This window comes from Paenibacillus sp. B-A-8 (assembly GCF_048572915.1).
In the GTDB taxonomy this organism is placed as follows: Bacteria; Bacillota; Bacilli; order Paenibacillales; family Paenibacillaceae; genus Paenibacillus_AQ.
Genome location: NZ_CP183882.1, coordinates 5,490,470 through 5,506,053, shown reverse-complemented (window position 1 = coordinate 5,506,053; position 15,584 = coordinate 5,490,470). Strand labels below are relative to the sequence as shown.

The following is a 15,584-nucleotide window of genomic DNA, read 5'->3' as shown; positions in this document are numbered from 1 at the left end:
ATGACTCGGTATTTACCTATAATGCTGGATTGCGAAGGGCAACTGGTTGTGGTTATTGGCGGTGGTGCTGTGGCTGAACGGAAGGTGAGTGGGCTGCTGGAAGCTGGAGCGGTGGTTAAGGTGATTAGTCCCTCTTTGACAGATACACTTGTCGCTCTAACAACTAAGGGTCTCATGACCTGGCATGACCGCGCTTATGCTCCCGGAGATCTCCGTGGGGCCTTTCTCGTATATGCAGCCACTAATGATAGAACGGTTAATGAAGAGATTGCGCAGGAATCTAGGCGAATTGGCATTCCTGTGAATGTGGCTAGCCATGCGGAAGCGGGAAACTTTATCACGCCCGGAGTTATACGAAGGGGTCGTTTGACGGTAGCTGTATCTACTTCAGGAGCTGGGCCGCTTGCGGCTGCGAGGATTAAAACTGTGCTTGAAGAGGCACTGGATGCGGCGTATGAGCCTTATTTGGATTTTGTACATACCATGCGAACCCGGATTAAGGAAAGGGAATCTTCTGCTGAAGTTCGCGGAAGGCTTTTGCGGAAGCTCGGGGCGATCGATGTGTTGAACGAGATGAGAAACGGTAGCTTTATCGGGTGGAGCGCGGAGGATATGGATGCTTGGATTGCTAGTCATCGGGCGGAGTAAAAGTGCGCGTGAACACTGTGAAGATTACAAAATTAGGTTAGATTAATGATATGAGAAAAATAGGCTACTGTCGGGATAGGTGAGATAGCGGTAAAAGTACTGATGAACTAATTAAAGATGAGCAAAACAGCGAAAAGAGGGACAAAAATACCTCTCAATTGAGCTATAGTCGTCGAAGATGCTAAATGAGGTGTATAAATGCCCCTGAATTAGCTGAAAACGGTCATATCAGCGAAAAGAGGGACAAAAATACCCCAGAATTGAGCTATAGTCGCCGAAGAAGCTAAATGAGGTGTATAAATACCCTTGAATTAGCAGAAAACGACCATATCAGTGAAAAGAGGGACAAAAATACCCCTTAATTGAGCTACAACCTCGATATCAGTGAAAAGAGGGACAAAAATACCCCTTAATTGAGCTACAACCTCGGAAGTACTATATATGTTTTACGGTGAAGAGTAAGAGGCAGACGCTATCAGGAGGAATGGACAATGCGTAAGATTATTGTGGGGAGTAGACAGAGTGCGCTTGCGTTGACGCAAACAGGGCATGTAATTGCCGATCTGGAGCGACTTAGTGAGGAGCATGGGTTTGGTTTTACTTTTGAGGTGAAAAAGATTGTTACCAAAGGGGACCGCATCCTTGATGTCACCTTGTCCAAGGTCGGCGGGAAAGGGCTGTTCGTGAAGGAAATTGAGCAAGCAATGCTTGAAAAGGAAATTGACATGGCAGTGCACAGCATGAAGGACATGCCCTCCGAGCTACCGGAGGGGCTGATCAACGGCGCTGTGCCGAAGCGTGTCGATCCGCGCGATGCACTGATCTCTAACGGAGGCGTCTCGCTGAACGAGCTGCCTCCGGGCGCACGCGTAGGCACAAGCAGCCTACGCCGCTCCAGCCAGCTAGCTGCGCTGCGGCCTGATCTGGTCATTGAGCCCGTGCGCGGCAACATTGACTCGCGGCTGCGCAAGCTGGAGAGCGGCGAGTACGACGCGATCCTGCTGGCAGTAGCGGGGCTGTCGCGTATGGGCTGGCAGGATCGCGTGAGCGCCTACCTGCCGCCGGAAGTTTGCCTGCCCGCTGTAGGGCAGGGCGCACTCGGCATAGAGTGCCGCGAAGATGACGCCGACCTGCGGAAGCTGTTGGCGTTATATAACGACGCCGATACAGCGTTGACGGTGGCAGCGGAGCGCACGTTCCTTGGCGCGCTGAATGGAGGCTGCCAAGTGCCGATTGGCGCTCATGCAGTGCTTGACACAGCTTCCGAAGCTGTTGCAGCGGAGCGCAAAGTGATCTCCTTAACCGGAATGGTGGGAACGCCTGACGGTTCAACGATTTTGAAAGAAACTTGCACTGGGGTAGACCCGGTACAGCTCGGCGAAGAAGTTGCTAAGAAGCTGATCGCAAGAGGAGCGGAGAAGATACTGTCAGACGTTAGGGGATGAGGGGATTGACGGGGAAGGTTTATTTGGTAGGTGCAGGTCCCGGGGACGCAAAACTGATTACTGTAAAAGGCCTCGAGTGTATTCGAAAAAGCGACGTACTGGTGTACGATCGGCTGGCAAGTCCTAGATTGCTGAAATGCATGAAGCCTGGCGGCGAGAAGATTTATGTAGGCAAGCTGCCGGATCGCCACACGATGAAGCAGGAAGAGATTAATCAATTGTTAGTTGATTTGGCTTTGCAGGGGAAAACAGTGGTGCGGCTTAAGGGTGGGGACCCTACGATTTTTGGCCGCGTAGGTGAAGAAGCGGAGCTGCTGCGCAAAAATGGGATCTATTACGAAATCGTACCGGGCATCACGTCGGCGATCAGCGTACCTGCTTATGCGGGTATACCTGTCACGCACCGCGATCATGCTTCTTCCCTGTCGATTATCACCGGACATGAGAGTCCAGATAAACTGGATCATTCCATTCATTGGGATAAAGTAACGAACGCCACAGGGACGTTAGTATTCTTGATGGGCGTAGCTAAAATAGGATATATCAGCGCCCAGCTAATCAAGCATGGGCGTCCGCCAGAAACACCCGTGGCGCTGGTACGCTGGGGCACACGCGCAGATCAGGAGACACTGACGGGAACCCTCGCCGATATTGAGGCGAAGGTGAAGGCTGCGGATTTTCAGCCGCCAGCCGTGATCGTTGTCGGCGACGTGGTGCTGCAACGCGAGCAGCTCAAGTGGGTTGAGGCGATGCCGTTATTCGGCAAACGCATCGTAGTGACACGGGCTCGCAGCCAAGCAAGCGAGCTCGTGGATATGATTGAGGAACTCGGCGGGGAACCCTACGAGTTCCCGGTGATCGAGACGATCATGCCGGAAGGGGCAGAGAAGAAGGAGAAGATTGCAGCGGCGTTTGGCGCGCTGGAATCGTACGACTGGGTATTCTTCACTAGCCCGAACGGCGTGGAGTTTTTTTGGCGCCACTTGGCGGAGCAGGGGGCGGACATTCGGGGGCTTCACCGCGCAAGGATTGCAGCGGTGGGGCCGGGCACTGCCGCCGCGCTGGCGCAGCGCGGGGTGATTGCTGAAGAACTTCCGGCGAAGTTTCAGGCGGAAGGTCTGATTGAGACGTTCGGCCCTCGGCTGCTGCCGGGGCAGAACGTGCTGTTGCCGCGCGGTGATCTGGCGCGCGAATGGCTGCCGGACAAGCTGAGAGAGCTTGGCCTTCAAGTGACAGACGTCGATACCTATGAGACGGTTGTAACGGGTGAGGATGATGATGAGCTGTTGAAGCTGCTGGAGGAGGGGCGTGTTCACGCAGTAACCTTTACCAGCTCTTCGACGGTGCGCAATTTCATCCACATTCTGAAGCGAATGGGGCTGGAAGATCCACTCCCACTGCTAGCTAACGTGAAAATAGCCTGCATTGGGCCATTAACCGAGCAGACTGCCGTGGAGGCGGGGCTTACTCCGGGACTACTTCCTGAAGAAGCTACTATTAATGCTCTGGTGCAGGAGCTCTGTCGCTGGAATGCAGAGACTCAACTTCAAAAAGCTTGAATGGACGCCAATCGAACATCGGCTTTATAACATCGCCTGAAGTTGTATCTATCTAGGAAGTCTCACATCGCTATTGTAAGTAACTTAAGTAACATGCGCTTGACCTCCGAACGTAGTTACTGTTGAAGCTCAGAGTATGATGGACGGCTGAGTTGTAAACTAACTGGTGTGTATGGGTGAGTAAGTCTATGTACGTATAAAGTTCACGTAGCTCTAACTGATATGTTAGATATTGGGTACTTGGATTAATATGCAACCTAGTGGAAATATAGCTTTTAATCTGGTTACTAGACTGGTATGAGGTCTGTTAGCATGAGGTCAGATTGAGGTTTAGTTGCACTTTATACACTTAAATTCCCTGAATTTTAGCGAAAATCCATTTTAGTTGTAATATGTGCAATTAAATATGCGCTAAAACAGGGGTTTTCGCTCTTTTGTAATAAATAACTGTAGAGAGTGCAACTAAAACTTACAGTTACGATAAAACTTCAAAATAACTGCACAAACTACAACTATGCCGCAGTTAGTCAACGATCGAGGGTTTAGTTATTATTTTATTTTCAGGAGGATGAACAAATGAGCTTTCCAATAACACGTCACCGCCGTCTACGCGGATCTGCTGGAATTCGCGGTATGGTGCGGGAGACCGTACTGAATGTGCTGGATTTTGTACAGCCTATATTTGTGACTTATGGAACAGGTGTGAAGAATGAGATTAGCTCGATGCCGGGTGTGTACCATTTTTCACTGGATACTTTAAAAGCAGAAGTGGACGAGATTGCCGCACTGGGCATTCCGGCTGTGCTGTTATTCGGGATTCCTGAAACGAAGGATGCTATCGGTTCTTCCGGTTTCGCAGAGGATGGAATTGTGCAAGAGGCTACTCGCTTGATCAAGCAGTGGTACCCTGAGCTGCTGGTCGTTGCAGATACCTGCCTTTGTGAATTTACGGATCACGGACATTGCGGGATGGTGCATACGCATACGGTGAATGGTGTTGTACACGGTGATGTCATCAACGATGCTTCGTTAGAGCTGTTGACTCGTACGGCGGTGTCCCAAGCTAAAGCTGGAGCAGATATTATTGCCCCTTCGAATATGATGGATGGATTCGTACACGCGATTCGTGCGGGACTGGATGAGAATGGCTTTGAGCATGTGCCGATTATGTCGTATTCGGTCAAATATGCTTCGGCATTTTATGGCCCTTTCCGCGAAGCTGCGGATTCGGCACCTCAGTTCGGGAATCGCAAAACGTATCAAATGGACCCTGCTAATCTGCGCGAAGCGCTCCGTGAAGCAGAATCCGATGTGCTGGAAGGCGCAGATATGTTAATGGTGAAGCCAGCTCTGGCTTACTTGGACGTGATTCGTACGATCCGTGATCAATTTGATTTGCCTCTTGTAGCTTATAATGTGAGTGGCGAATATTCCATGGTAAAAGCAGCGGCACAGCAAGGCTGGATTGATGAGCAAGCTGTTGTGCTGGAAATGCTGACTGGAATGAAGCGCGCCGGAGCGGACATTATTATTACTTATTTTGCAAAAGATGCAGCCCGCTGGCTGCGTGGTTAATCCTTATCACACTGATATCGCTGCCTAAGCAGCTGCTATATACTTGTGAGACCCAGAACAGAACAGGAGTGAAGATAGATGAGTAATGTGCCAATGGCGCGTAAAGAGGAAGCGTCCCGTAAGGCTTTTGATGAAGCAAAACAATATATTCCCGGTGGGGTGAACAGCCCTGTACGGGCGTTCAAATCCGTAGGTTTGACTCCAATTTATGTGGATCATGGGGTCGGCTCGCGTATTTATGATATCGACGGCAACAGCTTTATCGACTATGTATGCTCATGGGGACCGCTGATTATGGGTCATGCGCATCCTGAGGTTGTAAAGGCATTGCAGGAGACAGCAGTAAAAGGGACAAGCTTTGGTGCACCAACTTTACTCGAAACAGAGATGGCAAAAACCGTTGTTGAACGTGTGGCCTCTGTAGATATCGTACGTATGGTTAACTCCGGAACGGAAGCAACGATGAGCGCGATTCGTTTGGCACGTGGTTATACCGGACGCAGCAAAATCTTGAAGTTCGAAGGCTCCTATCACGGCCACGCGGATAGTTTGCTTATTAAAGCAGGTTCCGGTGTAGCCACATTAGGTTTGCCGGATAGCCCGGGCGTTCCTGAAGGTGTAGCAGTAAATACCATCACAGTTCCATACAATGATTTGGAGTCCACTCAGGTTGCTTTCGAACGCTTTGGCAGTGAGATTGCCGCAGTGATTGTGGAGCCGATTGCCGGGAACATGGGTGTTGTACCACCACTTCCAGGATTCCTGGAAGGACTTCGCAAGTTAACCTCAGACCATGGATCTTTGCTTATTTTTGATGAAGTAATGACAGGCTTCCGTGTCAACCGTGGCTGTGCTCAAGGATTGTTCAACATTACTCCGGATATCACTTGCTTCGGCAAAGTCATCGGCGGAGGACTTCCAGTAGGCGCTTATGGCGGCAAAAGAGAGATTATGGAGCAAATCGCTCCTACGGGACCGATTTATCAGGCGGGCACACTTAGTGGTAATCCATTAGCGATGGCAGCAGGATATACTACGTTGAAGCTGTTAACACCTGAAGTTTATGATCGGTTGGAGCAATTAGGAGCACGATTGGAAGCAGGCTTGAAAAAGAATTCCATCGAGACTGGCATTCCGCTGACCATTAACCGCGTGGGCTCGATGGTCTGCCCTTTCTTCACGGAAGGACCTGTTACCAATTTTGAGACGGCCAAGACTAGCGACACAGACCTATTCCGTCGTTATTTTGGTCATATGTTGAGCCAAGGCATTAGCGTGCCGCCTTCACAGTTTGAAGGCATGTTCGTATCGGCTGCGCATAGTGAGCAGGATATTGATGATACCATTGAGGGCCATTATAACGCCCTGAAAGCCCTTTGAGTAACGGAGCCGGAGAACGAACCGGTGGTGGAGCTTGGACTAGACGTGGAGAATGGCTGGAAGTCACACCCGGCAAAATCATTACTGGAGCCGAGGACTCTGAAGCTGCGATTGACAAGTGGCTGCTAGAAACTGTAGGGATGCCTGAGAAGCTTCATCTGCGTCTGCGCCGTGAGGGAGGCATTCAGTGGAAGGGAGACCGACTTCGGTTGGCGCTTTTCCCTCATCGTGAAGCGGGTATTGAACCGGTATGGGAAGAGCTTGAGGTGCTGTATGAGGATGATTTTTGCTTGGTCGCCCACAAGCCGGCAGGGATGGCGGTTCATCCAGACGGCAGTGGCTTAGGTGTAACGCTGGATCACCTTGTAGCTGCGCATTATATAGCTTCCGGAGAAGGTGTGGCTGTGCGCCATATTCACCGGCTGGACAAGGATACAACAGGCCCGGTGATGTATGCGAAGAATGAGTTCGCACAGCTTGTCTTAGACGAGAATATGCGCGACAAAAGCATCTCGCGGCTCTACGCCGCGATCGTCGAAGGCACAGTGCCGCCTGCGCTTAAAGTGATCGACGCGCCGATTGGGCGCGATCGCCATCATGCGGCGCGGAGAAGAGTCTCACCCGGCGGAAAATCCGCCGTGACTCGAATCATTGGACGCGAGGCACTGCATGGCGGGAGCCTGGTGCATGTGCAGCTGGAGACCGGACGGACGCATCAGATTCGCGTCCATCTCAGCCATATGGGTCATCCCTTGTATGGGGATGCGCTATATGGCGGCCCGGTCTGGGCTTCAAGCGCAGTCGGCCGTCATGCGCTTCATGGTGAATCGTTGACCTTTCGTCACCCTTGGAGCGGAGAACAGCTTGAGGTGAGTGATCCGTGGCCAGAGGATATGCTACAGCTGCGGGTGCTGCTGGCTGAAGCACCTTAACGATACGTATACCTAAGAGCCGTAAAATCAGCAAAAGCTGGTTTTACGGCTTTATTAATTTATTTTTCGCAGAGTAAATAAATTTCTAATTTTTTTCAGAAAGAAACATCTATCTATGTCCTATTAGCAAACGAAGCATATAATACTTTGTTCATGCGGAGCAGGGTATGTCTGTACAAGGAGAGTTCGATTAGCCTCTGAATTTATGAAATTAATTAGCATCCTGTCCGGTTAGTGCTGCCAAAGTTGTCATGCCTTCCTGTTTGAAGCATATACATGTGGGGAGTAACATTTTGGGCTTATGCTCTGGGCCTGTCTCAGGGTTAGATTATGCCAAGAAGGAGGACATATCCCGTGTTTGATCAGTCCCACGGCTTGCGGTTTGATATTTATGAACGCATTCACCTATCGGAAGAGCTTCCGGGAATAGCTGAGCTGGAGGAGGTTGAACTACTTCCGGAAATCCAGGTGATTCAGCGGGAGGATCGTGCCGAGTTATATGGTCAGCTGTTGCTTACCGGACTCTACCGGAGCGAAGATGACCGAACGCAGCGTCTGGAGCACGCCATTCCCGTCGAAATCACTGTTCCGCTTACACGCGTCAGCTCGATTGAAGATATTGGGGTGGAGATTGAGAATTTTGATATTGATCTGCTCACGATGCGTACTGTGAATATAACAGGCGTATTATCCCTGCGGGGAATCGGTGGTGCGGAGCCTCAACCACAACCGACCTGGCAGCAGGAAGAGTACACAGTGGCTTATTCCCCTCTCAGTGATGACAGGGTAATCGAAGCATCTGCAGAGAACCAAGAACACGAAACTGATGCACTTTATGAAAATTCACAGTGGACCTTTGGTGAGGATGCATCGGAAGTTGCTGTAGAAGAACATGAGCATGCAGAAGCAACAGAGCCCCCGCTGGTCTCAAGCGGAGCGGGTCAATCGTCCCCTATAGTTAATTTCTCATCCGCTCATGAGAAGGACAAGGGCGCGAAAGCACGGACGCATAGTCTGAATTCGCAAACTGAGGATTCCAAAGCAGGTATAGCGGATTACTGGTTTAAAGCTGAGTCACAAAATGAGGAAGCTGAGGTCACACAGCTGAATCAAGTTAGCCAAGTGAGTGAAGCGGATCAGGAGCAAGAAGCGGAATATACCTTTGCTTCAAGAGAAAAAGCTGTCCCAGCAGCCACTGTTGAGGCAGAACAAGACATTGCTGTATTCGCTTCAGAAAACGAGGCAAACCATGAGCTTCACGCACAAGAAGAGAATGCTCAGCCGATCAGTGAGAATGCGAACGAAGTCTTTGTTTCTCAAGAGACGGTGCCACAGCCAGAGGAGAAGCAAGACCTTAAGATTGCGCTAGGTAGTAAGAAAGAAGCAGAGGTTCCAGCCAAAGAACATCTTACTTTCTCTTCATTACTTAGCTCTAGCCGTTCCCGTAAAGAACAGGAAGCTCTTCAGTCCGAAGGAACTGCATCGGCTGCAGCGATCATTCCAGAAGCGGGAAATAATACAGAGTGGAAGAGCAGATTCATTACCGGAGCAGATGGCGCTAACTTGTTCCGGAAGGTTCGCCTTTGCATCGTGCAGCGTGAAGAAACGCTAGATACGATCGCAGAGAAGTATCAGCTAAGTGCGCGGGAGCTGGGAATGTATAATCGATTGTCAGGGCAGAGTGTAGAAGAAGGGCAAGTATTGTACATTCCGTAGTTGAGTTACAATGCGCACTCACATGAATAGGTGAATCCCGATCTGATAGTAGATCGGGATTTTTGTCTAAATATAAGAATATATAAGTTTCACGTTATACATTATCCTTATATTTCTCGAATAAACGCTTACCGTCCGTAAAAGGACGGTAAGCGTTTATTCTTGTGTGAACGGAGAACGTTAGAAAGTGGGGTATCTAACCAACGCAGAGTGATGAATCGAATGAAAATTCGACATATGCACGCTATAAGTCGAAATTCCGCTTAAAGTCCCGCTGTAGAAGCCTATTCAGGTTGACTAGGGATGACTCAAAATGTATTATGGAGTAAGCAATATCTAAGTAAAGACTGGGAACGGGAAGAGTAGGCGGTCAGCCCTTCAGAGAGCGGAATGCAAGTGCTGTGACATTCCGTAGGATACAGCCACCGAAGTCGCCCCGGAGTCGCCCTTCTGAGCTTGTCTTCATAGGCATGAGAGATAAGTTAGGATGTGGCCGGTAGCAGCCGTTATCTGTACGAGTGTCGCGCTAAGTTTCTGAACCGTAAGGTGAGAGAAGTGTAGGTTTATTTTTCATTGGCGCGAAACAAAGGTGGTACCGCGAAAGAATGGCCTTTCGTCCTTTGAGACGAGGGGTCTTTTTGTTTTTTTAATATAAGAATGTATAAGTTTCACTCTGTATATCGTTCTTATATTTTTACAAGAAACTACAAGTAACCAAGTGGAGGTATCAGAGAATGGCTGACCAAAACAATCTAACAGCGGCAGAGTTGCCGGACCTGCAAGATACAGCGGCAGATGCTGCCGCTGCAAACGACACTAAGAATGAAATGCCAACAACGTATGATCCGAAATCGGCAGAAACCAAGTGGTATTCCTACTGGACAGAGGGTAGATATTTCCGTGCAGGCGGACGTCCAGATGCAAAAGCATATAGCATTGTAATCCCGCCACCAAACGTAACGGGAATGCTGCACATTGGCCATGCGCTTGATTTTACGCTTCAGGACATCTTGATTCGTACGAAACGGATGCAGGGCTTCGATACGCTTTGGCTACCGGGTACGGACCATGCCGGTATCGCAACGCAAACAAAGGTAGAGCAAAAGCTGCGTGAGCAAGGAATCTCAAGACATGATCTCGGACGCGAGAAGTTCCTGGAGCAGGTATGGGATTGGAAAGATAAATATGCGAACACCATTCATGAGCAGTGGGCTAAGATGGGGCTTTCCCTTGACTATTCCCGCGAACGCTTTACCTTGGATGAAGGGTTGTCGAAGGCTGTACGTGAGGTATTCGTTAAGCTTTACAATAAAGGCTTGATCTACCGTGGGAAACGTATCATCAACTGGGACCCGGCGGCTCGCACAGCATTGTCGGATATCGAGGTTGAATATAAAGAAGTTAACGGTCACTTGTATCACCTGCGTTACCCGCTCAAAGACGGTAGTGGATTTATTACAGTAGCGACTACACGTCCGGAGACGATGCTGGGCGATACGGCGGTTGCTGTTCATCCGGAAGACGATCGGTATAAAGATCTGATCGGCAAAACGTTGATCCTGCCGATTATTGGCCGTGAGATTCCGATTATCGCTGATGATTATGTAGACAAAGAGTTTGGTAGTGGTGCGGTTAAGATTACACCAGCTCATGACCCGAATGACTTCGAGATGGGGCAACGTCACAACTTACCGCAGATTAACGTAATGGATGAGAGCGGTACGATGAATGAAGAAGCAGGACCTTATCAAGGTCAAGACCGGAGTGTATGTCGTAAGGCCATTACTGCTGACCTGAAGGAGCAAGGTGTGCTGATCAATATCGAAGATCATGTGCATCAAGTAGGACACAGTGAACGCTCTGGAGCCGTTGTTGAACCCTACTTGTCCACACAATGGTTCGTGAAGATGCAGCCACTGGCTGAAGCTGCCATCAACGCACAGAAGGATGGGAACGGGGTTAACTTTGTACCGGACCGTTTCGAGAGAACTTACCTGAATTGGATCGAGAACGTTCGCGATTGGTGTATTTCCCGTCAGCTATGGTGGGGACATCGAATTCCAGCATGGTATTCCGAGTCTACTGGTGAACTGGTTGTGGCAAATGACGAGGAAGAAGCGCGCCGGATCAGCGGTCTAACCGATCTGAAACAGGACGAGGATGTATTGGATACTTGGTTCAGCTCTAATCTGTGGCCTTTTGCGACACTAGGATGGCCGGATGAGAACAGCGCAGATTTCAAACGCTACTATCCGAACGATGTGCTCGTAACAGGCTACGATATTATTTATTTCTGGGTAGCGCGGATGATCTTCTCAGCCCTCGAATTTACCGGAGAAAAACCGTTCTCTGATGTATTGATGCACGGTTTGGTACGGGATTCCGAAGGCCAAAAAATGTCCAAATCTCTCGGAAACGGCGTAGATCCGCTTGAAGTTATCGAGAAGTATGGCGCAGATGCAATGCGCTACATGATTTCTACCGGTAGTACCGCCGGACAGGATCTGCGTTTCCGCTGGGAAAAGGTTGAACAGGCGCGTAATTTCGCCAATAAGATCTGGAATGCATCACGCTTCGCGCTCATGAATTTGGAAGGCGTAAGCTTTGAGAATATTGATATTTCTGGTGAGCTAAGTACTGCTGATCGTTGGATTCTGCACCGTCTGAACGAAACTTCTCGCGAAATTACGCGTCTAATTGACTCGTACGAGTTCGGTGAGACCGGTCGCCAGCTGTACAACTTCATTTGGGACGATCTCTGTGACTGGTATATTGAGTTCGCGAAGCTGTCGCTTTACGGATCAGATGCCGCTGCCAAAGCTAAGACACAGTCTGTACTTGCTTATGTATTAGACCGCACAATGCGCCTGATTCATCCGTTCATGCCGTTTATTTCGGAAGAAATCTGGCAGCACTTGCCGCATGAAGGAGAGACGATTACCCTTGCTGCATGGCCGGAGTATGATGCTGCTCTGGAGAACCCACAAGCGGTAGCAGAAATGAACCTGTTGATGGATGTAATCCGGGCGGTTCGTAATATCCGTGCTGAAGTGAATGTACCGATGAGCAAAAAGGTTGAATTGATCATCAAAGCGGGTAATGAAGAAACGCTGAGTATTATTACCCGTAACGACAACTATATTGGACGCTTCTGTAATACGTCTTCTTTCGAAGCTGGCCTGAATCCGCAAACGCCGGATAAGGTAATGTCCGCTGTAGTAACAGGAGCAGAACTGCTTCTGCCATTGTCGGGCCTCATTGACATTGAACAAGAAATCGCTCGTCTGGAAAAAGAAGTACAGACGCTAAACAGCGAAGTAGAACGCGTAGAGAAAAAGTTGAGCAATCAAGGCTTCGTAGCTAAAGCTCCTGCTAAAGTTATCGAAGAGGAACGGGCGAAGCAGGCAGATTATTCTGCTAAACGTGAGAAAGTACTTGCCCGCATCGCAGAGCTGAGAGGATAAGAGACATGGATGACCTAAATCGGGGCGGAAGTACCGCCCCTCTTGCGACATACACCGAAGCGGTTGATTGGATCAAGAGCCTAATTCCTTTTGGAATCCGGCCAGGTTTAGATAGAATTGAGATGTTGATGGACAAGCTGGGAAATCCGCATCGTCGGCTGAAATTTATTCATGTGGCGGGAACGAACGGCAAAGGCTCAACTTGTGCTTTCTTAACTAGTGCACTTATACAAAGCGGCTATTCTGTAGGAACCTTTACGTCTCCGTATATTACTAAGTTCACGAACAGGTTCCAATACAATAATACGGACATCGCTGAAGAAACGCTTGTCGAGCTGGTTAACCAATTACGTCCGCTAGTCCAAGAAATTTCGGGAACGGAGTTTGGCTCACCTACGATGTTCGAGGTAACTACAGCTGTAGCCATTCTATTTTTTGCGGGCGTCTCTTGTCCTGATGTTGTCGTATGGGAGACCGGGCTTGGGGGAAGGCTGGATGTAACGAATATCGTGACTCCGATTGTTTCTGTGATTACTAATGTTGGTCATGATCACATGGATATTTTGGGAGATACGCTAGAGAAGATAGCGATGGAGAAAGCCGGAATTATCAAGACAGGCGTACCTGCTGTTAGCTGCGTAACTCAGCCGGAGGTTGTGGCGGTTCTGAAAGAGAAAGCAGCGGCTTGCCGCTCAACTCTTTATCTTGCAGGAGAAGATTTTAGTTATGAAGCTAGTGGAATCCGTGAGGGAGCCCAGACTTTTCATTTTAAGGGTCCCTTCCGTTCGCTTGAGCTTGGGATTGAGATGAAAGGCGAGCACCAGATTAGCAATGCGGCGGCTGCCATGATGGTACTTGAAGTTCTGCGCCAGTATATGGCTTTTATGCTTGAGGATGAAGATGTTCTTGAAGGTTTGCGACACGCATTCTGGGCTGGAAGGCTGGAAGAGGTAAGCAAGTCTCCTAGGATTGTACTGGACGGAGCACATAATCCGGAAGGTGCGGAGAGTCTTGCAAAAAGTCTGCCTCAGCTCTATCAATACGGTAAATTAAATTTACTTATGGGAATGCTGTCAAATAAGCATCATGAATCCTACTTTAAGCATATACTGCCTATAGTGGATACGCTCATCCTGACCGAACCGGATTTCCAGAACAAAATGGACGCGGAGAATCTGCAAGTTATCGCAGAAAGTCTGCGGGAGAAATATGCCAAGGAAAACTTGGCAATCATAGTAGAACATAATTGGGGAAAAGCGCTGCAGCTACTGAAGTCGATTACAGCGGAGGATGACCTTGCCGTCGTATCTGGTACGCTGTATTTAATCTCTGACGTACGCGGTACACTTTTGCAGCAACCCGATACTGAAAAAGGCTGGTGACGACTGTTGGATACTACTGAACGTGTGCATTTTATAGGGATCGGCGGCTACGGAATGAGCGCGATTGCCCGGGTAATGCTGGAAATGGGATATACAGTTACGGGCTCCGATGTGGCTGCCCAAGAATTAACGGATAAATTGATTGCCAAAGGTGCCAAGATTTATATCGGGCATACTGCGGAACAAGTAAAAGGTGCGGATCTAGTCGTATACTCTACGGCTTTGTCTAGTGATAATGTGGAATGGGTGGAAGCTGAACGTCTTAAGATTCCAATTCTACATCGTTCACAAATGTTAGCCCGTTTATTGAATGAACGTAAAGGGGTAGCCGTTGCTGGAGCACACGGAAAAACTACCACCTCCTCCATGATCGCACTCGTGATGGAAGAATGTGACGTTGATCCAACGTACATTATTGGCGGAGAGATTATGAATGTGGGCACGAATGCAAAGGCAGGACAAGGTGAGTTTGTAGTAGCGGAAGCAGATGAGAGTGATGGTTCTTTCCTGCACTATCATCCTTGGCTTGGGATTGTTACGAATGTGGAAGCGGATCACTTGGAAAATTACGATGGGGACTTTAACCGTCTTAAGGCTGCATACGTACAGTTTATGAATCAAACGCGCGAAGATGGAACGGCTATAGTATGCGCTGATGACGAGAATGTGATTTCTCTTTTACCTGAAGTAACAGGTAAGGTAATTACTTATGGCATCAAGTCAAATACTGCGGATTATATCGCCACTGATATCGTTCTAGGTGATCGTCAGGTGTCTTACACGATGAATCATAATGGGGAAGTGCTTGGACGGATTGAACTCTCAGTTCCCGGACAGTACAATCTTTATAATTCAATGGCAGCGGTAATCGCTTGTTTGAAATCAGGAATCTCCTTTGAGAAAATCGCTGAAGCGATTGTGAAATTCCATGGTGCGAAGCGCCGTTTTCAAGTGCTCGGAGAAGTTGATGACATTCTGGTCATTGATGATTATGCGCATCACCCTACCGAAATTCAAGCAACAATCAGTGCTGCCAAGGCTACAGGAAAACGGATTATTGCGGTATTCCAGCCTCAACGTTATACACGTACTTTCTTTCTGTTAGATGCTTTCAGCCGTGCCTTTAGTGAAGCTGATGAAGTCATCATCACCGATATTTACTCTCCGGCTGGAGAGAAACAGATCGAGGGTGTTACTTCTGCAAAGCTGGTTGAGCTTATCGTTAAGAACAGTAATGCAGGCGCAAGACATCTACCAACCAAAGAAGATGTTCTTGCTGATCTGACACCTCGTATTGCTTCAGGTGATCTGGTGATTACGATGGGTGCAGGCGATATCTGGAAGGTTGGATACGCACTGGCAGACGGTTTGAAGAAGCATTAATATTACAGATCGTAGCTAATACGAGGATATTCAAATTCTCTCTTCAATAGCACTTCCCCCAAATTTCCTTCAGATCATCTATTTGTTTATCTGAAGGGAG

At 48.8% G+C, this 15,584-nt stretch carries 10 protein-coding genes and 1 other annotated feature; all 10 genes read left to right on the top strand.

Features of this window, described 5'->3' with window-relative positions; translation table 11 throughout:
- The 10 genes from ACN6MV_RS24860 to murC all read left to right on the top strand — a co-directional run bounded on the left by ACN6MV_RS24860 (position 1) and on the right by murC (position 15,484).
- Positions 1-648, top strand: a complete 648-nt coding sequence (locus ACN6MV_RS24860) for a precorrin-2 dehydrogenase/sirohydrochlorin ferrochelatase family protein (RefSeq protein ID WP_419885067.1) — start codon at positions 1-3, stop codon at positions 646-648.
- A 491-nt stretch (positions 649-1,139) separates the two neighbouring features.
- Complete coding sequence (gene hemC, locus ACN6MV_RS24855; RefSeq protein WP_419885066.1) at positions 1,140-2,093, top strand: hydroxymethylbilane synthase; 954 nt, start codon at positions 1,140-1,142, stop codon at positions 2,091-2,093.
- A 5-nt stretch (positions 2,094-2,098) separates the two neighbouring features.
- Positions 2,099-3,652 (top strand): uroporphyrinogen-III C-methyltransferase, encoded by a 1,554-nt coding sequence (gene cobA / locus ACN6MV_RS24850; protein WP_042130602.1) that lies wholly within the window; start codon positions 2,099-2,101, stop codon positions 3,650-3,652.
- A gap of 576 nt (positions 3,653-4,228) precedes the next feature.
- The gene (gene hemB, locus ACN6MV_RS24845; RefSeq protein WP_042130600.1) at positions 4,229-5,227 is read left to right on the top strand and encodes a porphobilinogen synthase; all 999 of its coding nucleotides are present in this window, start codon (positions 4,229-4,231) and stop codon (positions 5,225-5,227) included.
- A 78-nt stretch (positions 5,228-5,305) separates the two neighbouring features.
- On the top strand, positions 5,306-6,607 hold the full coding sequence (gene hemL, locus ACN6MV_RS24840; protein ID WP_375103843.1) for a glutamate-1-semialdehyde 2,1-aminomutase: 1,302 nt from the start codon (positions 5,306-5,308) through the stop codon (positions 6,605-6,607).
- Positions 6,604-7,539, top strand: coding sequence for an RluA family pseudouridine synthase (locus tag ACN6MV_RS24835; protein WP_419885065.1), 936 nt, complete (start codon positions 6,604-6,606; stop codon positions 7,537-7,539). The genes hemL and ACN6MV_RS24835 overlap by 4 nt, the downstream gene beginning before the upstream one ends.
- Positions 7,540-7,893: 354 nt before the next feature.
- Positions 7,894-9,255, top strand: coding sequence for a LysM peptidoglycan-binding domain-containing protein (locus ACN6MV_RS24830; RefSeq protein WP_419885064.1), 1,362 nt, complete (start codon positions 7,894-7,896; stop codon positions 9,253-9,255).
- A gap of 340 nt (positions 9,256-9,595) precedes the next feature.
- Positions 9,596-9,879 (top strand) — a binding site (T-box leader).
- Positions 9,880-10,082: 203 nt separating this feature from the next.
- A complete protein-coding gene (locus tag ACN6MV_RS24825) occupies positions 10,083-12,719 on the top strand; it encodes a valine--tRNA ligase (protein ID WP_419886811.1) in 2,637 nt (878 codons plus the stop codon).
- Positions 12,720-12,724: 5 nt separating this feature from the next.
- The gene (locus ACN6MV_RS24820; protein WP_419885063.1) at positions 12,725-14,101 is read left to right on the top strand and encodes a bifunctional folylpolyglutamate synthase/dihydrofolate synthase; all 1,377 of its coding nucleotides are present in this window, start codon (positions 12,725-12,727) and stop codon (positions 14,099-14,101) included.
- 6 nt (positions 14,102-14,107) lie between these two features.
- A complete protein-coding gene (murC, locus tag ACN6MV_RS24815) occupies positions 14,108-15,484 on the top strand; it encodes a UDP-N-acetylmuramate--L-alanine ligase (protein WP_042130593.1) in 1,377 nt (458 codons plus the stop codon).
- Positions 15,485-15,584: the final 100 nt, after the last annotated feature.